The sequence below is a fragment of the Polaromonas sp. P4_H1 genome (assembly GCF_056400945.1).
Genome location: NZ_JBFUKG010000008.1, coordinates 71,408 through 92,099, shown reverse-complemented (window position 1 = coordinate 92,099; position 20,692 = coordinate 71,408). Strand labels below are relative to the sequence as shown.

At 65.3% G+C, this 20,692-nt stretch carries 16 protein-coding genes; 4 read left to right on the top strand and 12 right to left on the bottom strand.

Features of this window, described 5'->3' with window-relative positions; all coding sequences use genetic code 11:
* Nucleotides 1–28 precede the first annotated feature (28 nt).
* From phnD to AC1DS5_RS12085, 6 genes are all read right to left on the bottom strand, one after another.
* Nucleotides 29–1,030, bottom strand: coding sequence for a phosphate/phosphite/phosphonate ABC transporter substrate-binding protein (gene phnD / locus AC1DS5_RS12110; protein WP_477718509.1), 1,002 nt, complete (start codon nt 1,028–1,030; stop codon nt 29–31).
* 191 nt (nt 1,031–1,221) lie between these two features.
* Nucleotides 1,222–2,619 carry an FAD-dependent oxidoreductase gene (locus tag AC1DS5_RS12105; protein ID WP_477718508.1) on the bottom strand — a complete coding sequence of 466 codons (1,398 nt, stop codon included), beginning with the start codon at nt 2,617–2,619 and terminating at the stop codon, nt 1,222–1,224.
* Between the two features lie 3 nt (nt 2,620–2,622).
* Nucleotides 2,623–3,750 carry an alanine dehydrogenase gene (ald, locus tag AC1DS5_RS12100; RefSeq protein WP_477718507.1) on the bottom strand — a complete coding sequence of 376 codons (1,128 nt, stop codon included), beginning with the start codon at nt 3,748–3,750 and terminating at the stop codon, nt 2,623–2,625.
* Nucleotides 3,751–3,892: 142 nt separating this feature from the next.
* A complete protein-coding gene (phnY, locus tag AC1DS5_RS12095; protein WP_477718506.1) occupies nt 3,893–5,359 on the bottom strand; it encodes a phosphonoacetaldehyde dehydrogenase in 1,467 nt (488 codons plus the stop codon).
* Nucleotides 5,360–5,410: 51 nt separating this feature from the next.
* Nucleotides 5,411–6,637: a phosphonoacetate hydrolase gene (gene phnA / locus AC1DS5_RS12090; protein ID WP_477718505.1), complete on the bottom strand. Its 1,227-nt coding sequence runs from the start codon at nt 6,635–6,637 to the stop codon at nt 5,411–5,413.
* Complete coding sequence (locus AC1DS5_RS12085) at nt 6,634–7,428, bottom strand: phosphonate utilization associated transcriptional regulator (RefSeq protein WP_477718504.1); 795 nt, start codon at nt 7,426–7,428, stop codon at nt 6,634–6,636. The genes phnA and AC1DS5_RS12085 overlap by 4 nt, the downstream gene beginning before the upstream one ends.
* Nucleotides 7,429–7,638: 210 nt before the next feature.
* On the opposite strand from AC1DS5_RS12085, the gene AC1DS5_RS12080 reads away from it, so the two are divergent.
* From AC1DS5_RS12080 to AC1DS5_RS12065, 4 genes are all read left to right on the top strand, one after another.
* A complete protein-coding gene (locus AC1DS5_RS12080; protein WP_477718626.1) occupies nt 7,639–8,781 on the top strand; it encodes a putative 2-aminoethylphosphonate ABC transporter ATP-binding protein in 1,143 nt (380 codons plus the stop codon).
* The gene (locus AC1DS5_RS12075; RefSeq protein ID WP_477718503.1) at nt 8,778–10,508 is read left to right on the top strand and encodes a putative 2-aminoethylphosphonate ABC transporter permease subunit; all 1,731 of its coding nucleotides are present in this window, start codon (nt 8,778–8,780) and stop codon (nt 10,506–10,508) included. Before AC1DS5_RS12080 ends, AC1DS5_RS12075 begins: the two co-directional genes overlap by 4 nt.
* Before the next feature lie 68 nt (nt 10,509–10,576).
* A complete protein-coding gene (locus tag AC1DS5_RS12070; protein WP_477718502.1) occupies nt 10,577–11,701 on the top strand; it encodes a 2-aminoethylphosphonate--pyruvate transaminase in 1,125 nt (374 codons plus the stop codon).
* A 116-nt stretch (nt 11,702–11,817) separates the two neighbouring features.
* Nucleotides 11,818–12,792, top strand: coding sequence for a threo-3-hydroxy-L-aspartate ammonia-lyase (locus AC1DS5_RS12065; RefSeq protein WP_477718501.1), 975 nt, complete (start codon nt 11,818–11,820; stop codon nt 12,790–12,792).
* Nucleotides 12,793–12,893: 101 nt separating this feature from the next.
* Here the strand turns inward: AC1DS5_RS12065 and AC1DS5_RS12060 are convergent, their stop codons facing one another.
* From AC1DS5_RS12060 to mutL, 6 genes are all read right to left on the bottom strand, one after another.
* Nucleotides 12,894–13,538, bottom strand: coding sequence for an ABC transporter ATP-binding protein (locus AC1DS5_RS12060; protein WP_477718500.1), 645 nt, complete (start codon nt 13,536–13,538; stop codon nt 12,894–12,896).
* Between the two features lie 261 nt (nt 13,539–13,799).
* Nucleotides 13,800–15,260 carry a mechanosensitive ion channel gene (locus tag AC1DS5_RS12055; RefSeq protein ID WP_477718499.1) on the bottom strand — a complete coding sequence of 487 codons (1,461 nt, stop codon included), beginning with the start codon at nt 15,258–15,260 and terminating at the stop codon, nt 13,800–13,802.
* Between the two features lie 98 nt (nt 15,261–15,358).
* Nucleotides 15,359–16,360, bottom strand: a complete 1,002-nt coding sequence (gene miaA, locus AC1DS5_RS12050; RefSeq protein WP_477718498.1) for a tRNA (adenosine(37)-N6)-dimethylallyltransferase MiaA — start codon at nt 16,358–16,360, stop codon at nt 15,359–15,361.
* Nucleotides 16,357–17,610, bottom strand: a complete 1,254-nt coding sequence (locus AC1DS5_RS12045; RefSeq protein ID WP_477718497.1) for a multidrug effflux MFS transporter — start codon at nt 17,608–17,610, stop codon at nt 16,357–16,359. Before AC1DS5_RS12045 ends, miaA begins: the two co-directional genes overlap by 4 nt.
* Before the next feature lie 135 nt (nt 17,611–17,745).
* Complete coding sequence (locus AC1DS5_RS12040) at nt 17,746–18,603, bottom strand: alpha/beta hydrolase (protein ID WP_477718496.1); 858 nt, start codon at nt 18,601–18,603, stop codon at nt 17,746–17,748.
* 32 nt (nt 18,604–18,635) lie between these two features.
* On the bottom strand, nt 18,636–20,582 hold the full coding sequence (mutL, locus tag AC1DS5_RS12035; protein ID WP_477718495.1) for a DNA mismatch repair endonuclease MutL: 1,947 nt from the start codon (nt 20,580–20,582) through the stop codon (nt 18,636–18,638).
* Nucleotides 20,583–20,692 lie beyond the last annotated feature (110 nt).

Sequence of the window (20,692 nt, the reverse complement as noted above, 5' to 3'; positions counted from 1 at the left end):
GATGCCCTTCGATCAAAGCGCCAGGTTGTTAGTTGGCGTCAAAGCGTGTGGCGTTCAACAGGGTGTCCAGGCGTGCTGCGCGTTTGGTCAGTTGGTCCATCACACTGCTGAAATTGCCCGAAGCGCCGGAGCCGCCCACCATGGCCTTGGTCAAGGCATCAAACAGTTCCAGTTCCACAATCGGGCGCAACTGGTGGTTGGAGGAGGCGATAAAGCCCGACAAGCCATTGATGCTCTTGAGCGTGGCCTTTTCCGCCCCGGTTTTCCCGTAGGCGATAAAAAACTTCCTGACGCGCTGTTGTGTGGCGGCGGGCAGGTCCTTGCGGTACATGAGCGGGTCGTTGGGGATCAGGGGCGACTCCCAGATGACCTTGACCTGCTCGAACTTCTCCGGCAGCTCGGCCTGGAACCGGGGCAAATCCTCGGTGTTGTTGGTGCCCAGGTCAGCCCGGCCTTCGGCCACCGCGAGAAAGTTTTCGCGGTGCGTGCCGTAGGTGACGGTTTTGAAATGTTTCGCCGGGTCAATCTTTGCCTTCTGGAACACGTAGTAGTAGGGCACCAGGTAGCCCGACGTGGAATTTTTTGCGCCCAGGCCCAGCGTATACGTGCCGGGTTGGGCGAGCGCATCGCCCACGTTACGCACAGGGCTGTTTTTCGGCACGATCAGTACCGACTTGTAGCCCCGGGTCTTGTCGAGCCTGACCATCTGGGCAAAGATTTGCGCCTGCTCTGTCTCCACCAGCTCGACCGCCAGCTTGTTGTTGATCCACGCCACCTGGATCCGGCCCTCCTTGATGCCGGTGGAAATGTCCGCATAGTTCTTCGAGGCGACTGCGCGCACGGGCGTCTGGAGTTCTTTGGAGAGCGCGTCTGTCAGGGGCTTCCATATCTCCAGTGTCTGCTCCTCGGTGGCGCCTGCTGCGATGATGCCCAAGGTGAGCGGGGCTGGCGCGTCTGCGGCGTAGGCGGTCGGGAGCGAGCCCAGCAGCATGAGGCTCAGCATGACGAGGGCAGGGAGATGGTTTTTCATCCGGGGAAACTCCTGTCGTGAGTGGTGAGTGGTGAGTGGTGAGTGGTGAGTGGGGGGTGAGTGCCGGGATGGGCAAAAGCAAGCGGCCAGCGTTGGCAAACGACCGGGTGTGCGGCTTCAACTGAGCGGCTTCGACTGGAACTGAAACTCCAGCGCTGCCGGAATCAACGGAGCAGCGCCGGGGCGGTGGCTCAGGCTTTGTCCGCCTTGCCGGCTGCCGCGGCGAAGCGCGACAGCATCACGTCGGGCAGAAAGGGACGTCGTCCGCTGTCTTCGGCGGCTTCCTTGCGCCGGATGGCATTGCGCACCATCAGCGAGCCGACGTAGCGGATCGGCTCCGGCGGAAAACGGCCGAGCGGTCCGCGAATGAGCGGGCTGCGCGTCCATTCGTTGTCCAGTCCCAGCGCCAGCGAGGACAGCAGCTCGCCGCCCATGCGGCTGGGGCCGACGCCGTTGCCCGAGTAGCCGAAGCCGTAGAACACGTCGGGGCGGCCGCGCAGGCAGCCGAAGAAGGGCAGGCCGGTGACCGAGCGGTCGGAGGCACCGTTCCAGCTGGCGGCAACCGGCGTGCCGGCCAGTTCCGGGATGAAGCCCCGCAGGCGTCCGGTCAGCTCCTCGCGGTAGGGCGAGGGCTGGTTGAAGACGGGCAGCATGCGCCCGCCGTAGGCAAAGGTGTTGCCGCCCTTGCCGAACATCAGCCGGCCGTCCGGCGTGCTGCGGTAGTAGTGCACAAAGATGCGCGAGTCGAGCACCGAGATGCCGCCGTCCAGGCCCGAGGCGGCCAGCGCGGCCGCGGCCGGCTCGGTGATCACCATGTCGCTGGACACGATGGCAATGCTGCGCTCGAACTCGCGGAAGCTGCTGGCCATCCAGGCGTTGATCGCAATCACCACGCGGTCGGCCGTGACCTTGCCGTGCGGCGTGCGAACCACCGGGGGCGAGCCCTCTTCCAGGCCCTGCATCGGCGTTCCTTCATGCAGCCGCACGCCCAGGCCGAGCGCCACCCTGCGCAGCCCGCGCACCAGCTTGCCGGGCTGCACGCTGGCGGCCACCGGCGAGTACCAGCCCTCGAGGTGGGCGCGGGATCCGGCGCGGCGCTGCAACTCGTGCGGGGGCATCTTCTGCCAGGAATTGATGCCGTGCGCTTCAAGCGCGGCCACCACCGCATCGGAGGCCCCGAGCTGCGCAGCCGATGTGGCGGTGAACAGCGTGCCGTGGCGCCGCCATTCGCAGTCGATGCTGTGCTCGGCGCAAAACGCCTCGATATCCAGCAGCGCCTGCTCGGAAGCGCGCACCAGGCGCACGGCTTCGGCGTCACCGAACAGCCGCTGCAGGGTGAAGAACTTCGTCGACCAGGTCAGTGCGCAGCCGCCATTGCGTCCGCTGGCGCCGCCGCCGCAGACATCGGCCTCCAGCACAACCACATCAAGTTCGGGCCTGGCCTGCTTGGCGAGGATGGCGGTCCACAGGCCGGTGAAGCCGCCGCCGATGATGCACAGCTGGGCGCGTGTGTCGCTCGCCAGCGCCGGGGCCGGGCCGCCATCGTCGGTAGCGAGCGCCTGCGATAGCCAGTAAGGGCGTTGCTCCATCGCTCAGGCCGCCAGCAGGGCCAGCAGGGTTTGCGGGGCATGGTAGGTGTAGCGCAGGTCATTTGCCACCTCCAGGCAGGTGACCTTGCCGTCAGCGACGTTGAGGCCGTTGCGCAGGTGCGCGTCATCGTTCAGCGCTTGCCGCCACCCTTTGTTCGCGAGGGCCAGCACAAAGGGCAGGGTGGCGTTGTTCAGGGCGTAGGTGGAGGTGCGCGGCACGCCGCCCGGCATGTTGGCCACGCAGTAATGCACGACGCCGTCCACCACGTAGGTGGGGTCGGCGTGGGTGGTGGCGTGCGAGGTTTCAAAGCAGCCGCCCTGGTCAATGGCCACATCAACCACCACCGAGCCCGGCTTCATGCGCGACAGCAGCTCGCGCGACACGAGCTTGGGTGCGGCCGCGCCGGGAATCAGCACACCGCCGATCACGGCGTCTGCCGACAGCACCTGCTCCTCGATGTTGTCCCGATTCGAGAACAGCGTGATCACACGCGCGCCCAGCAGGCGGTCCATGCGGCGCAGCGCATCGAGGCTGCGGTCTATCACCACCACCTGGGCACCGGTGCCCACGGCGATCTGTGCAGCATTGGAGCCGACAACGCCCGCGCCGAGGATCACGATTTTGGCCGGCGCCACACCGGGCACGCCTCCCAGCAATATGCCGCGGCCGCCATGGGCCCGCTCCAGGCTGTGCGCGGCCGCCTGCACCGACATGCGGCCGGCGACTTCGGACATCGGCGCCAGCAAAGGCAAGCCGCCCCCGGCCTGGGTCACGGTTTCGTAGGCGATGCAGACCGCGCCGCTGTCAACCAGTTCCTTGCATTGCTGCGGGTCGGGCGCCAGATGCAGGTAAGTGAAGAGCAACTGGCCCGGCCGCAGCTGCGCGCGCTCCGAGGCTTGCGGCTCCTTGACCTTCACCACCATGTCGGCGCGCGCAAACACTTCATCAGCACCCTGGACAATACCGGCACCCGCCTTTTCGTACTCGGCGTCGCTGGCACCGATGCCGGAGCCTGCGTTGCGCTCCACGATCACGCGGTGGCCGGCCGCCGCCAGCTCACGCACGGACGACGGTGTCAGGCCCACGCGGTATTCATGGTTCTTGATTTCCTTGGGAATTCCGATGAGCATGGTGTTTGTCTCCTGGATCGATGAAGTCAATGAAGTAATAAGGCAATAAAAGCAATAAAGCAAGAAGGGGCTAAAAGAAGGGGTAAAGGCAGAGGCACAGATAAGGGCACGGGTAAGGGCAGGGATAAGCGGCGGCTGCGGCTTACCAGGGTAGCGAGTAGGTCTTGGTGTTGCAAAAACTCTTCATCGCTTCAAGCACACCTTCCTTGTAGCCCAGCCCCGAGTCCTTGATGCCGCCGAAGGGCGTCATTTCCAGGCGGTAGCCGGGCACCTCGCGCACGTTGATGCTGCCTACATGCAGCTCCTGCACCACGCGGGTGATGGTGTCGAGCCGGTTGGTGCAGAGCGACGACGACAGGCCATAGGCCGTGCCGTTGACGATGGCAATCGCTTCATCCAGTGTCTTGAAGCGGATCACCGGCGACACCGGGCCGAAGGTTTCCTCCCTGACCACGGTCATGCCGGGTTGCACATGGTCCAGCACGGTGGGGGAATACAGCGCGCCGCGCCGCACATTGCCCACCAGCAGCTTCGCGCCCTGGGCGATGGCCTCGTTGACCACCTTTTCAAAATGGATCGCGGCGGGCTCGTCGATCACGGTGCCCATGTCCATGGCCGGGTCAAAGGGGTCACCGTACTTCAGCGCCCGGGTTTTTTCCACCAGCAGCTCGACAAAGCGGTCGGCCACGCTCTCCTGCACCAGGATGCGCTTGATGGCGGTGCAGCGCTGGCCCGAATTCTTGTACGACCCGCTGGCCGCCAGGGTGGCCGCTTCCTCGATGTCGGCATCGTCCATCACGATGATGGGATCGTTGCCGCCGAGCTCGAGAATCTGGCGCTTGTAGACGGCCTTGCCGGCGATGTACTTGCCAATGGCCACGCCGCCGGTGAATGTCACCAGGTCCACGTCGGGGCTGGTCAGCAGCTCGTCGGCGATCTCGGCCGGATCGCCGGTCACGACCGACAGCATCTGCGGCGGCAGGCCCGCCTCGTACAGGATGTCGGCAATCAGGTAGGCCGCCAGCGGCGTTTTCTCGCTGGGCTTGAGCACCACGCGGTTGTTGGTGGCTACCGCCGGCGCGATCTTGTGGATCACCTGGTTGAGCGGGTGGTTGAACGGGGTGATGGCGGTGATGGCGCCGAGCAGCGGCTCTTTCAGCGTGTAGACCTTGCGACTCTTGCCGTGCGCCGTCAGGTCGCACGAGAACACCTGGCCGTCGTCCACCAGCGCCTGGTTGGCCGCGAACAGCATCACATCGGAAGCGCGGCCGACTTCATACTGCGTGTCCTTCAGGCACAGGCCCGATTCCAGCGTGATCAGGCGCGCAATCTCGTCGCGGCGTTGGGCGACCAGCTCGCCGGCTTTCATCAGGATGCGGTAGCGGTCGTGGCGGGTCAGCGTGGAACGGTAGTCGCGCGCAATGCGCAGCGCACGCCGGACATCGTCCAGCGTGGCCTTGGGCACGGTCGCGACGATCTTGCCGTTGTAAGGGTGTTTCACCTCGATGACGCGGTCGCGCGAAACTTTTTCACCGGCAATGCGCAGCGATTCATACAGCACCCGGGAAGGAAGTGCCTGGGAGGGGGCATCGGCAAGTACGGCAGACATGTTGGTTCCTTGTTTCTGTTTCTGTGGCGGTTCGATGATTTTTTTGGCGGGTTAGCGGGCCAGGTTGAGGCCGAGTTCGAAGGCGTCAAAATTGCGCCAGCGCCGGTCGGGGAAGGCCTGTGGCACCTGGCGGTTGACGACCAGCGGCACCTTTTGTTCAGACAGGCCGCCGTGGGAACGCAGCGGCACGTCCAGCCCGGAGAGGTCATGGCGCGCGGCGTTGGTGCCGATCACCGTGTCCTGGCTGGCCACCACCACGATGTCTCCCACCCGGTCGAACGGCAGCTCGAAATGGTCGCAGGCCTCCAGGCGCGACAGCACCGTCTCAATGCCCGGCAGCGCGGCAATGCGGTCACGCAGTGCGCTGGCGTCCACATCTTCCGGCACATAGACCAGCGCGAACGAGCCGAGCGCGCCGTGGTGCACCACATACGGGTCGGTGATGGGCAGGATTACGCGCGCATGGTCCTGGCCAATCCATTCGTCCAGCGTGTCCTGCAGGTAAATCACATTGGGCTGCCCGTCCGAACCGTGCTTGTCGTTCATGCCATGGTCGGCGGTGAGCACAATGGTGGCGCCCAGCATGTCCAGCCGGGCGAGGTTGCGGTCCATCATGGCGTAGAAGTCGTTCGCCATCGTGGTGCCGGGGGCTGCCTTGTGCTGGATGTAGTCGGTGGTGGACAAATACATCAGGTCAGGCCGCTCGCGCTCCATCAGCTTGACGCCCGCGACAAACACAAACTCCGACAACTCGGCGCTGTAGACCGAAGGCACCGGCATGCCGACCATGCCGAGCACGTCGTCAATGCCGTTTTCCTCGACGCTCACCTGGTCGGCCTTTTCCGAGGAAAAGCAGATGCCGTCCATTTTGTGGCCCAGCAGCTTGCGCAGTTTGTCCTTCGCCGTGATCACGGCTACCTTGGCGCCCGCATCGGCGAAGGCTGCAAGGATGGTGCCCGCGCGCAGGTAGCGGGGGTCGTTCATCATCACCTCTTCACCCCGTTCGCGGTCGAAGAAATAGTTGCCGCAGATGCCGTGCACCGAGGGCGGCGCACCCGTCACGATGGACAAATTGTTCGGATTGGTAAAACTCGGAATGACGCAGTCCGCCATGTAGCAGGTGCCGCGCCCGGCCAGCAGCCTGCCCAGGAAGGGTGCCACGCCGGCCGCCACGGCGGCGGTGATGTATTCGTACTGGCAGCCATCCACGCAGACCACCACCACCGGGTGGTCCATCCATTGGTAGCGCCTGTCGTTCACGGTAATGTCTTTGTTCATGATGTCCTCAGGGGTTGATGGCCATGATGGGCCGTGGTTTTTTCAGGGAAATTGCGGGAAATTGCAGGGGAGGTCGGCTCGCTGGGGCCTCTTCCAAAAGCCTTGTGCATGCGGGCCCGGCTGTCGGCCGCATGGGCGCGCAGCGTCCGGCCGGCGCGCTCAGGGTCGCGTGAGGCAATGGCCAGCACGGCGGCCTTGTGTTCGGCGTTAGAGACCGCAAAGCCGCCCCCGTCCTGCAGGCCGCGCAGGCGGAACAGCAGCAGCTCCTTGGTCAGGCGCCGGTAGGTGTCGCTCAGCCGGGAGTTGCCGACAAAGCCGACCAGCGCATCATGGAACTCCAGGTTCAGTGCGTGGTAACGCTTGATGTCCTGGCGGCTCATGGCGTCGTCCATTTCGGAGAGCAGACTCTTGAGCACCTTCAGCTGCGGCGTCGTGATGTGCACGGCGAGGCGGCGTCCGATCATGTCATCCAGTACCTCGCGCAGGTCGTAGATTTCGTCGGCTTCGGCCAGCGTTATTTCCCGCACGAAGACCCCGCGGTTCTTTTCCGAGCGGACCAGGCCGCATTCTTCCAGCGCGCGCAGTGCCTCGCGCACCGGGCCGCGGCTGGTGCCGAAGCGGGCGGCGAGGTCGCTTTCATTGATGCGCGCGCCTCCGGGCAGCTCGCTGCGCAGGATCATTTGCTCGATTTCGGCCTGCACCAGTGACGGCAGGGTGTTGGCCTGCAGCATTTGCAGGGGGGACAGGGGATAGAGGGGAGAGAAGGCGGAGAGGTCGGGTGAGGTGCTCATGAAGAAGTCCGGTTTCTTTTCTGGTCGATACGGCAATTAAATCCTGCAAATTGAAGATTGTCAACAATTGACATATTACGATCTGCAATTTACTATTCGCCGAAGGTGCTGCAGAAATTCCCGGAAGACCACCGAAACGAACGCAATCACCGGCATGGCCGGCCCATGCTCCACGCCACCGACAACGACACAAGGAGATAGCAGATGGATATGAGACTGCCAGCGGAAATGGCGAGCTTCGCCTCACCGCATCACACGACCGGCATTGCGCTGGGTATCGAGGGCGTGCACAAGCGCTTTGACAAGGTCACGGTGCTCCAGCACATAGACCTGGAAGTCCGGCAGGGCGAGATGCTGTGCCTGCTCGGGCCCTCGGGCTGCGGGAAAACCACGCTGCTGCGCATCATTGCCGGACTGGAAACGCAGACCAGCGGCCGCATCGTGCAGAACGGCCGCGACATCTCCTGGCTGCCGCCGGTCAAGCGTGACTACGGCATCGTGTTCCAGTCCTACGCCCTGTTCCCGAACCTCACCATCGCCGAGAACGTCGCCTATGGCCTGGTGAGCCGGAAAAAACCGCGGGCCGAAATCAGCGCCCGCGTGGTGGAACTGCTCAAACTGGTGGGCCTGCCGACGTCGGGCGAGAAATACCCGGCCCAGCTGTCGGGCGGGCAGCAGCAGCGCGTGGCACTGGCGCGAGCGCTGGCGACCGCCCCGCGCCTGTTGCTGCTGGATGAACCCCTGTCGGCGCTCGATGCGCTGGAGCGCATCCGCCTGCGCGGCGAGATCCGCCGGCTGCAGCAACAGCTGGGCGTGACCGCCATCATGGTCACGCACGACCAGGAGGAGGCGCTGTCCATGGCCGACCGCATTGTGGTGATGAACCATGGGGTGATTGAGCAGATCGGCACGCCGAACGATATTTATGAGCGCCCCGCCACCCCTTTCGTGGCGGACTTTGTCGGCAAGGTCAATGTGTTGCCGGCCATCGCGCTCGGGCAGGGGCGTTTTCGCGCCGGCCGCCTGGAACTGCATTGCAGCGGCGAGCATGGCGACTACACGGCCGGCCAGGCGGTCAGGCTCTACCTGCGCCCGGAAGACCGGGCCGTTGGCCATGAACGCGAAGGGCAGCCGAACCGCGTCCGGGGTGAGGTCCTGAAGGTTGAATTTCTGGGCAGCTCGTGCCTGGCGGAAATGCAGATCGACGAGCTCGAAGGGCAATCGCTGCACCTGTGTTTTTCGCTGAACCAGCTGCACGACCTGGGCGTGCAGGCCGGTGCGCGGATCGACCTGGCGCTGCGCAGCGAACGCATCCGGGTGTTTCCGGCGGTGGCCGGCGGGGCTCAGTTATGAACGCCCGCGCCGCTACGCTGGCCGGGCCGCCGCCTGCAGCGCGCCGCCAAGGCCTGTCGCGAGAGGACATCATTGCGCGCGGCGTGCTGCTCACGGTGATGCTGTTCCTGGTGCTGTTCCTGCTCGCGCCGATGGCGTCAATCTTTGCGCGGGCCGTGCAGGACAACGATGGCAACTTCATCGGCTTCACCCATTTTGTCGAGTACCTGCAGACCCCGGCACTGCTGGGCGCAGCCTGGAACTCAATCTGGGTGGCCGCCACCGTGGTCATGATTTCGGTACCCCTGGCCTTCACCTTCGCCTATGCGCTGGCCCGCAGCTGCGCGCCCTTCAAGGGCACGTTCCGGCTGATCGCGCTGATCCCGCTGCTGGCGCCTTCGCTGCTGTCGGCTATCGCCTTCATCCAGTGGTTTGGCAACCAGGGCGTGCTCAAGCCGGTGCTCGAGCTGATCGGGCTGGGCTCGATCTACGGCGCGCCGGGCATCATCCTGTCGGAGGTCTACAACACCTTTCCGCATGCGCTCATGATCCTGCTGACGGCGCTGTCGCTGGCCGACGGACGGCTGTACGAGGCTGCCGATTCGTTCGGCACCTCGACCGTGCGCAAGTTCTTCACCATAACGCTGCCGTCCTGCAAATACGGGCTGATCAGTGCGTCCACCGTGGTCTTCACTTATGTGATCAGCGACTTCGGCGCACCCAAGGTGATAGGCGGCAACTTCAGCGTGCTGTCGCTGGACGTGTTCAAGCAGGTCGTCGGCCAGCAGAACTTCGGCCGCGGTGCAGTAGTGGGCCTGCTGTTGCTGCTGCCTTCGATCGCCTCCTTTCTGATCGACAGCCGCGTGCGGCGCAAGCTGCGGGCCCAGCTGTCGGCGCGCTCCGTGCCCTACGCGGCCAAGCCGCAGCGGGGCTTCGATACCTTGATGACGGCCTACTGCACGCTGGTGTGCGCGCTGCTGCTGGCCGTGGTGGGCATGGCGATCTGGACGTCCTTCATCAAGCTCTGGCCGTATGACCTCTCCTTGAGCCTGCGCCATTACGAGTTCGCGCTGGTCGATGGCGACCTGGCCTCGGCCTACACCAACAGCCTGAAGATGGCGGTGTGCGTGGCTTTCTTCGGTTCGCTCACGGTGTTCATTGGCGCTTACCTGACCGAGAAGACCCGCGGGCTGGAACTGATACGCCCGCTGATGCACCTGCTGGCCATGCTCTCCATGGCCGTGCCGGGACTGGTGCTAGGCCTGGGCTACATCATGTTCTTCAACCATCCCAACAATCCGCTGGGCTTCCTGTACTCGACCATGACCTTACTCGTGCTGTCGGTCATCGTGCACTACTACACCTCCAGCCATCTGACCGCGGTGACGGCGCTCAAGCAGATCGACAATGAATTCGAGGCCGTGTCGGCTTCGCTGAAGGTGCCGTTCTACAAGACCTTCTTTCGCGTGACCTTGCCGGTGTGCCTGCCAGCGGTGCTGGACATCGCGCGCTACTACTTCGTCGTGTCCATGGCCACGCTGTCGGGTGTCGTCTTCCTGTACTCGCCCGACACCATCCTCGGGGCCGTGGCCATCATGAACCTTGACGAGGCCGGCGACATCGGCCCGGCGGCGGCGCTGGCCAGCCTGACCGTGCTGACTTCTGTCGCGGTGTGCCTGGTGTATGCGGTGGCGACGCGCGTGCTGCTGCGAAAAACCCAGGCGTGGCGAAACGTCGCCCGCCACTGAGGCCTGATCCCTTCCTGCCGTCCACTTTTTTTGTTTTCCATTTTTTCCAAAACACCCAAGGAGCTTTCATGACCACCGACGCCATTCTTCTGACCCCCGGACCGCTGACTACGTCCAGCCGCACCAAGCAAAGCATGCTGCGCGACTGGGGCTCCTGGGACACGGATTTCAATGCCATCACCGTGCGCCTGCGCCAGGGCCTGCTGCGCATCGTGCACGGCGAAGGCACGCATGAGTGCGTTCCCCTGCAGGGCAGCGGTACCTTTTCCGTCGAGGCGGCCATTGGCACGCTGGTGCCGCCGGCCGAAAAAGGGGGCCATGTGCTGGTGCCGGTCAACGGCGCCTATTGCCAGCGCATCGCCAAAATCTGCAAGGTGCTGGGCCGCAAGCTCACCACCTTCGAGTATGCGGAAGATGCGCAAATCCGCCCCGAAGACATTGACCGGCTGCTCAGCAAGGACCCCTCCATCACCCACGTGGCGCTGGTGCACTGCGAAACCAGCACCGGCATTCTGAACCCGTTGCACGAAATTGCACTGGTCGTTCAGCGCCACGGCAAGGGCCTGATCGTCGATGCGATGAGCTCGTTTGGTGCGCTGGAAATCGATGCACGCAAGACGCCGTTCGACGCCGTGGTTGCCGCGTCGGGCAAGTGCCTGGAAGGCGTTCCCGGCATGGGCTTTGTGCTGGCGCGCCGCGCCGCGCTGGAGCGCTGCGAGGGTAACTGCCATTCGCTGGCGATGGACCTGTACGACCAGTGGGCCTACATGAACAAGACCACGCAGTGGCGCTTCACGCCGCCGACCCATGTGGTCGCCGCGCTGGACGCCGCGCTCACGCAGTATTTCGAGCAGGGCGGGCTGGCCGCGCGCGGCGGCGCCTATGTCACAAATTGCCGCGAGCTCATCAGCGGCCTGGCCGGGCTGGGCCTGCGCAGCTTCCTGCGCGCGGCGATCCAGGCGCCCATCATCGTGACCTTTCACGCGCCGGCCAGCCCGGCCTACGAGTTCAAGGCTTTCTACAACGCGGTCAAGCAGCGCGGCTACATTCTTTACCCCGGCAAGCCGACGTCGATGGAGACCTTCCGCGTCGGTTGCATGGGCCAACTCGGCCCGCGCGGCATGGCGGGTGCTGTGGAAGCGGTGCGCGATGCGCTGCAGGAAATGGGGCTGGAGGTCGCGAGCGCCGAGTGATGGGGCGCGGCATCCCGGGGGCGCGTTCAAGTATTTGACGGAACTGGTACGCTGTTGTTTTTTCTTGTGGCCCTTGTGGCTTTTCCCGCCTTATTCGAACGAAAGCGCTTCCTGTCATGCTGCAACTTCCTGTTTACGACGATGTCCTCGCCGCCGCTGCGCGGCTTGAGGGCCACGCACATCGCACCCCGGTACTGAGGTCTGCCACGGCCGATGCCCGCTGGGGTGCGCAGTTTTTCTTCAAGTGCGAGAACTTCCAGCGCATGGGCGCGTTCAAGTTTCGCGGTGCATTCAATGCGCTGTCAAAGTTTGACGCGAGCCAGCGCCGGGCCGGGGCGATCGCGTTTTCATCGGGCAACCATGCGCAGGCGGTGGCGCTGTCGGCGCGGCTGCTCGGCATGCCCGCGCTGATCGTGATGCCGCAGGACGCGCCGGCCGCCAAGCTGGCCGCGACGCGCGGTTACGGCGCCGAGGTGGTGCTGTACGACCGCTTCAGCGAAGACCGCGAGGCGCTCACGCAGCGGCTTGCGGCCGAGCGGGGCATGACCCTGATTCCGCCCTATGACCATCCCGACGTGATTGCCGGCCAGGGCACGGCCGCCAAGGAGTTGCTTGAAGAGACCGGCCCGCTCGACCACCTGTACGTGTGCCTGGGCGGTGGCGGACTGACCAGCGGCTCAGCGCTTTCGGCGCGGGCACTGGCGCCGCAATGCAAGGTGTATGGCGTGGAGCCCGAAGCCGGCAACGATGGCCAGCAGTCGCTGCGTGCGGGCCGGATTGTGCATATCGAGACGCCCAAAACCATTGCCGATGGCGCGCAGACCCAGCACCTGGGCCAGTACACCTTCGGCATCATCCGGCGGGATGTCGATGACATCCTCACGGTGAGCGATGCGCAGCTGGTCGAGGCCATGCGTTTTTTTGCCGAGCGCATGAAGATGGTGGTGGAGCCTACGGGTTGCCTGGCGTTTGCCGGGGCCTGCGCGGCGCTTCAAGCTGATCCGGCCCTCAAAGGCAGGCGTGTCGGCGTCATTGTGAGCGGCGGCAACGTCGACCTGGCGCGCTACGCGGAGCTGCTGACTGCACGCTGATGGATTCCCGGGCCGCCACGCACTGAAAATGTGTTTTTGGTTTTTGATCAGCGCGGCGTCAACATCAACGCAAACCTGTTCAACGTCCTCCCCGGCGGCAATCAGGCCTTGATGCCGCCGGCGCTCAGGTGCAGCCGGCGGTCCGCCCGTGCGGCGGCCGCCTCCGAATGGGTGACAAGGACCAGCGAGGCGCCATGCTGGCGGGTTTGCGCAATCAGCGCGTCCATTACTTTCGCAGCAGTTGTGGGGTCGAGGTTGCCGGTGGGCTCATCGGCCAGCAGCAGGGTGGGGCGGTGCACCAGCGCGCGGGCAATTGCCACGCGCTGAAGTTGCCCGCCGCTCAATTGCTGCGGCAGTCGCTTGCCCAGGCCGGCGAGGCCCACGGCATCCAGCATGGCCTGCACCCGAGCATCATCGGGCTGACCCAGCAGCAGCAGCGGCAGTGCGACGTTTTGCGCCACGTCCAGGTGCGGCAGCACATGAAAGGCCTGGAACACAAAACCCACGTGCTTGCGGCGCAGCAGCGCGCGCTGGTCATCGGTCAGCGTGCCCAGATCCGTGCCATTGAGCCACACCGAGCCCTCATCCCAGGTGTCCAGCCCGGCCATGCAGTTCAGCAGCGTGGACTTGCCCACGCCCGACTCGCCGATGACGGCGACAAACTCACCGGGCGCGACATCGAACGAAACGCCGGTGAACACCGGGGTTTCAACATACCGTTTGGCGAGATTGCGGACCTGCAGCATCGCCCTATGCTACCCGCAGTGAACCGGGGTGAGAGCKCTTCCACCARCMGGGGCCGCGGAACCGGCTTCGCCGGGCCGCAGGCGCAGCGCCCCCTCGGGGGACAGAGAGCTACACGAAGTGAGCGAACGTGGGGGCTAAGCGCAGTGAACCGGGGTGAGAGCGCTTCCACCAACAGGGGCCGCGGAACCGGCTTCGCCGGGCCGCAGGCGCAGCGCCCCCTYGGGGGRCAGAGAGCTACACGAAGTGAGCGAACGTGGGGGCTAATCCTTGTGCCAGCGCTCCAGCCAGCGCATTGCCAGCTTGCCTGCGGCCTCGCGGCCGCCCAGCCCGAACGACAGCGCCACGGCAACGGCCACCGCGCCCAGCGTCAGGCCGAAGGCCAGTTGCACGATTTCGTTGGCAAGGCCCATGGCGCGCAGCCCCATGGCGAGCACCAGGCCCAGGATGCCAATGCGGGCAATCTCTGCGAGGCCGGCCGCGTGTTTGCCGCCGGCCTTGTGGATGGCGTCATAGGCCAGGTTGGAAATCCAGAAACCGACGGCCAGGATGGCGCCGCCCAGCAGCACATCCGCAGCAAACCCGATGAAGGAGGACACCATGTTCCGCATCTGGCCGAAACCGAGCTGGCTGGCGGCCTCGGTGGCGGCGAACAGCATGGCAAAGAACATCAGGAGCGCTGACGCCAGGCGCGAGGGCCGGGCGGCACCCGACAGCACATGCTGTATGCCCATTTTTTGCGGCAGGTTGTCGACCCCGGCGCTTTCCATCAGGCTGGCCAGCAGGCGCGAAGCGAAGCGCGCGATGTACCAGGTCAGCAGCAGGATCACGGCCGCCGCCACGATGTGCGGCACTGCGGCAAACATCAGGTCGAGCATTTGCGAGGCCGGACGCGACACGGCATCGATCTTGAGCGCGTCGAGCGCAGCGATCAGCGAGGGCACGAACACGAAGATAAAGACCAGTGTGCCCGCCAGGGCCGACAGGCGAATGGAGCTGTCGAGCCCGACCCGCTGGTTCAGGCTGTCGGCGCCGGCCGCTGCCAGCAGGTTGGTCACCAGGCCGCGCAGCACGCGGGCCACGATGTAGCCCACGCCGCCGATCAGCAAGGCTGCGAACGCGTTGGGCACCATGGCCAGCAGCTTGTTGAGCATGCCGATCACTGGTTCGAGCAGGGCATTGAGCTGGAAGGCGTTCAGGATGGCCGGCAACAGCATGAGAATCACCAGCCAGAACAGCACATTGCCCACGTTCCGGCTCATAGGCGCCATGCCGGCCTCGGTGGAGAGCTTTTCATCGAGTGTCGTGGCGGCAAGCGCCCGGGCAGCCAGCGCGCGCAGCACGGTGGCGAGCAGCCAGGTGACCAATGACAGCACGGCCCCGGCGAGCAGCTTGGGCAGGTAGCCGATGATGTCGCCCATCATGGCGGCGAAGGGGTTGGTCAGGAGCGAGAGGTCCAGCACATTGAGCACGGCGACCAGGGTGGCCAGCAGGATCAGCCAGAACACGCCCACTGCCACCGGCGATTCAGCATCGAGTTGCACGCCCGTGCTTTCCTCGACGCGGGTATTGACCTTGAGCAGCCGCAGCAGCCTGCGCATGCCCGCGCGCGCCGCAACAGCCAGCAGCCAGCCCAGGGCCAGGATGGCGACAGCGCCGAGGACTTTGGGGAGATTCGCGCCCAGGCTGGCTTGCAGCGAGGTGACGAAGGTTGACAGGTCCATGATGCGCTCTCCTTGTTTGTTATTACTTGAGGCAGGCAAGACTCGCGCGCCGGACGCGCGCCCCATTCTGGCACCGGCGGTCACCACAAGCAAGCCGGCTATCGGCTGGACTTTTCGATGTGTTGAGCCACTGCCTGCAGAACCAGCGGCAGCGCCTGGTCGGTATCGCAGGCGATGATGTGGCGCTGCGGCATGGAGCGCAGCCAGGTGATCTGGCGCTTGGCCAGCTGGCGCGTGGCAAAGATGCCCTTGTCGCGCAGCTCGTTCATCGGGAAGCTGCCGCCGGGGCTGCGCGCCTCCTGCGCGTCCAGCAATTCCCAGGCCTGGCGGTAGCCGACGCAGCGCATGGACGGCAAATCCGGCGTCAGGTCGCCGCGCGCGCGCAGGGCTTTGACTTCCTCGAGAAAACCGGCCGCCAGCATGACGTCAAAGCGCTCGGCAATGCGGTGGTGCAGCCAGCTGCGCTCTTGTGGTTCAAGGGAAACAAGGAGTGCAGTCTTCTCGTCCCGGCCGCCATCAACTATGGTTTTTGCGGCGTTTTGCCGATGAAAGAATGACAGCGGCTGCCCGGACACCCGGAACACTTCCAGCGCGCGCGAGATACGCTGTGAGTCATGGGGGGCCAGCCGGGCGGCGGTGACCGGGTCAACGGTTGCGAGCTCGGCATGCAGCGCAGGCCAGCCTTTGGCGGCGGCTTCGCTGGCCAGTTCGGCGCGCACCGCCGGGTCGGCCTTGGGCATGTCGTCCAGGCCGTCAAAGAGTGCCTTGAAATACAGCATGGTGCCGCCCACCAGCAGCGGCAGCTTGCCGCGCGCGGCGATGTCGTTGATCAGGTGCCGGGCATCGGCCACAAACTCGGCGGCGCTGTAGGCCTGCAGGGGGTCGCGGATATTGATCAGGTGATGCGGCACGGCCGCGAGTTCATCGACCGTGGGTTTGGCTGTGCCGATGTCCATGCCGCGGTAGACCAGCGCCGAATCGACGCTGATGATCTCGACGTCATGCTGCCGCGCAATGGCCATGGCGGCGGCCGTTTTGCCGGAGGCTGTTGGCCCGGCGAGAGCAATGTATGTGGCCCCCACGCTTTTCACTTCGTTCATGCGGCGGCCTCATGGGCAGGCTCTCCGTATTTCTGCACCACGGTCCAGGCGCTGGCGGCAATCAGGATGCTCCAGAACCACACGCCGTTGGTCAGCGGCAGGACGGTGCCATCCATGTGTGTGCCCAGCCAGCCGCCCATGCCAAAAGCCACCACCATCATCAGGAAGCCGTTCATGGCCGAGGCTGCGCCTGCCGCATGCGGGAAGGGCCCCACCGCGCCGCTCTGGCCGCAGGGCTGGTGCACGCCGTGGGCCAGCATGAAGAGGTAGTAGGGCAGCATGATGGCCCAGACGTTGTGCAGGCCGGCCCAGGCAAAGACGCCCATCAGCGTGCCGCCCGCCAGGCTCAGGCCTGCCGCAATCGCCACCGACTTGCGCACGCCAAAACGCGGCAGCAGACGGCGGCAGATAAAGGTGCCCGTCAGGTAGCAAAAGCACATGGAAAACATCACCAGGCCGTACTGCGTTTTGCTCAGCCCCAGCACCTTGATGAAAACAAATGAGGACGTGGCGAGAAAGGTGAACAGCCCGCCATACGAGGCGGCGGACAGCGCCGAAAACACCATAAAGGTGGGGTTGCCGAGGATATGCATCCACGTGTGGCGCAGCGCGGCGGGATGCAGCGCCCGTGGGTTTTTCTGCCGCAGGGTTTCTTCAAAGCGCAGGGCGACCAGCGTCAGGGTGCAGGCGCCAAATACGGCCACGGCCATCAGCGCGACGCGCCAGCCCCCAAACTCCGACAGCAGGCCGCCCAGCGGCGCGCTGACGCAGGCCAGCACACCCAGGCCGCTCAGGCCCTTGGACATGATGCGGGCGCCTTCCTGCGGCTGGTACAGGTCCCGGATGATGGCGCGCGCGCACATCACGACAGCGCCCATGGCCGCGCCCTGCACAACACGCCAGACGATCAGCAGCGCCATGGAAGGCGCCAGCGTGCTGCCGATCGAGGCCAGCGTGTAAGTGGCCAGGCCCCACAACAGGATGGGGCGCCGGCCGAAGCGGTCGGACAGCGGGCCCCAGATCAGCTGCGAGACGCCGAAAGCCAGCAGCAGCGCACTCAGCGTGAGCTGCGCCTGCGACATCGGGGCGCCAAAGCCTTCGGTCAGCGCCGGCAGGGCGGGCAGGTACAGGTCGGTGGTGACCGGCTGAATGCCCAGCAGCATCGACAAAATCAGCACGATCAGGCCGGCCGACATGGACGGCGACGCTACAGGGCTGGCGGCAGTGGGCGACGCAGCATCTGAAGACATTTTTCGGGAGGGGGCGGACATCCGTCTGAGGGTATCAGATTGCCCGCCGTACGCTCCACCGCGCACGCGGCCCTACGCTCGGCCCCTATGTGCCGCAGCCATACCGGGGCGGGGGGCACTTTGCGGCCGGCCAGCTTATTGCAGATGGAAAAGCTGTGCCAGCGCCTGCCGGTATTGCGGCTGGCCGACCAGGTTGGTGTTGTGGTGCGAGCCGCCCTCGACCAGCATGAACAGCTTGGGCTCGGCCGCTGCGTCAAACAGCTTGCGCCCCAGGTCGGGCAGGATCAGGCGGTCTTCCCCACCGTGGACCACCAGCAGGGGCGAACCGATCTGCCCCACTTTGCGCACGGCTTCAAAGCGCTGGGTGATCAGCAGGGACAGCGGCATCCAGCCCCATTTGGAACTGCTCACCACGTCGGCAATCGAGGTGAAGGTGCCTTCAACGATCGTGCCGCTTTCATCGGTGACTTCGTTGGCCAGGTTGATGGCAATGGGCCCGCCCAGCGAGTGGCCGAAGATATAGCGGGGCCGGTTCGGGTACTTTTGCGCCAGCCAGTCCCAGGCGGCGCGGGCGTCTTCGTAGGCCGATGCCTCGGAAGGCAGCTCGTGGGTGCTTTTGCCAAAGCCGCGGTAGTCGATGGCCAACACCGAAAAGCCCAGTTCCTGCATGCGCCGCACGCGCGGGGCGGAGCCGGTGACGTTGTAACGCGCGCCGTGCAGGTAAAGCATGACCGGTGCTTCGCCGGCTGCCGGCCTGTCCCTGTCCGTGTCGGCGGGCAGCCACAGCCCATGAAGGCGGATGTTCTGGTCGTTGATCCTGGAGTTGAATTTGATCCAGACGTCCTCCATGCCTTCGGCGGCTGCGGCGCCTCCGCTCCAGGTACGGTCGCTGGGCTGGAAAATCCAGTCGCGCTGCTTTTCGTCGAGCGTGGCGCAGCCGACCATCAACGCCAGCGCCGTGCAGAAGGTAGCGAAGAGGTGCCAGCGTTTCATGAAGGTAACTGATACGTTGGCGGTCGGAAAGTTCAGCGCCCGCGCAGAAACAGGGCGTCCAGCTCCCGGATGCTCACCTGCCGCCAGGTGGGTCGACCGTGGTTGCACTGGTCGGAGCGCTCGGTGGCTTCCATCTGGCGCAGCAGGGCATTCATTTCGTCCGTCGTGAGCTTGCGGTTGGCCCGCACGGCGCCGTGGCAGGCCATGGTGGAGAGCAGCTCATTTTGGGCCCGCTGGATCACGGTGCTGGCGTCGTGCTGGGCCAGCTCGGCCAGCACGCTGCGGGCCAGCTCCACAGCGTCCCCCTGCGCCAGGCTGGTCGGCACCGCACGCACAGCCAGGGTCCTGGGGGAAAACGGCGTGATTTCCAGGCCCAGGGTGGCCAGCGTTTCGATGCAGGCTTCGGCGGTGGCCACTTCCTGTGGGCTGGCGGCAAAGGTGGCCGGAATCAGCAGCGGCTGGCTGGCGATGCGGGCGCCTTCGCTGCTGTCCATCTGGTTTTTCAGCCGCTCGTAGACGATGCGCTCGTGGGCCGCGTGCATGTCCACAATGACCAGGCCCTGCGCGTTCTCGGCCAGCACGTAAATGCCCTGCAGCTGGGCGATGGCGCGGCCCAGCGGCCAGTCGCCGGGCGGCAGGGTATCTACCGGGCCAGCAGAATAGGCGGCAGGGGGGCTGGCCGGCGAGGGTGAAAAGCTGTTGCTTGCCGCTGGGCCGCCCGGCTGCATTGGCGCGGGCCACATGGCTTCGAAGTCCGACGCACGGCTGCCGCCGTTCGCTGCGAAATTGATAGCTGGTTGTGCCCACGATTTCTGGGCAAAACCGGGACTACCGAAGCCTGATGCTGAAGATTCGCCGGAAACCGGCGGGAAGGCCGCTTCGGCCGCAGCGCCGTCGGGGCCGGCCGCAGCAGCCGAGCGTGGCGCGGCCAGCGCGTTTTCGGTCGCGTGGCGCACCGCCTGATGCACCTCGCGGCTGTCGCGAAAGCGCACTTCGATTTTGGTGGGATGCACGTTCACGTCGACGCGGGCCGGGTCCATCTCGACATACAGCGCATACACCGGCTGGCGATGGCCGTGCAGCACGTCTTCATAGGCGCTGCGCGCCGCATGGGTCAGCACCTTGTCGCGTACATAGCGGCCATTGACATAGGCAAACTGCTGGTCGGCCCGCGAGCGCGCGGCATCCGGAATGCCGGCGCGGCCCCACACGCGCACCGCGGGCAGCCCGTCGGCCCGCCGCGCCGCGCTTTCGTAATGGACTGCGACGGATTGCTCGACAAAGTCGCTGCCCAGCACATCGGCCAGACGCTGCGCGTGGGCCGCGGCCGGCTCGCCGTGGCAGGCGCGCCATTGTTCGACCAGCTTGCCCTCGTGCCAGATGGCAAAGCCAACGTCGGGCCGCACCAGCGCATGGCGGCGCACGGCTTCAATGCAATGGGCCAGTTCGGTGGCGTCGGTTTTCAGAAACTTGCGGCGCGCCGGGGTGGCGTAAAAGAGCTCGCGCACCTCCACGCTGGTGCCCCGGGAGCGCGCGGCCGGCTTCAACTCGCCGGTGCGGCCATCGAGCTGCCAGGCATGGGCGGCCTCGCCAGCATTCCCGGTGGCGCCATCGGGCGTTCTCGACAGCAGGCTCATGTCGGCAATCGAATTGATGGCCGCCAGCGCCTCGCCGCGAAAGCCCATGGTGCCGACGGCTTCCAGGTCTTGCAGCGAGGCGATCTTGCTGGTGGCGTGGCGCCTGAGGGCGACCGGCAATTCCTCGCGCGGAATGCCCTGGCCGTCGTCTTCCACCAGAATCAGCCGCACGCCGCCCGCCAGCAGCCGCACCGTCACCTGCGTGGCTCCGGCATCCAGCGCGTTGTCTACCAGCTCGCGCACCACAGAGGCAGGCCGTTCGACCACTTCGCCCGCCGCAATTTGGCTGATCAGCTCGTCGGGGAGTTCGCGAATGGGGCGGCGGGGGGTCGGAGTGCTCATTGCCTGGGATTTTAGAGGGTCACCTTTTTTTCGATGGGAAAGGCTGCAGAGCCTGGTAATAACCAAGGACCGAGGAACCAAGGAACCAAGGAACCAAGGAACCAAGGAAC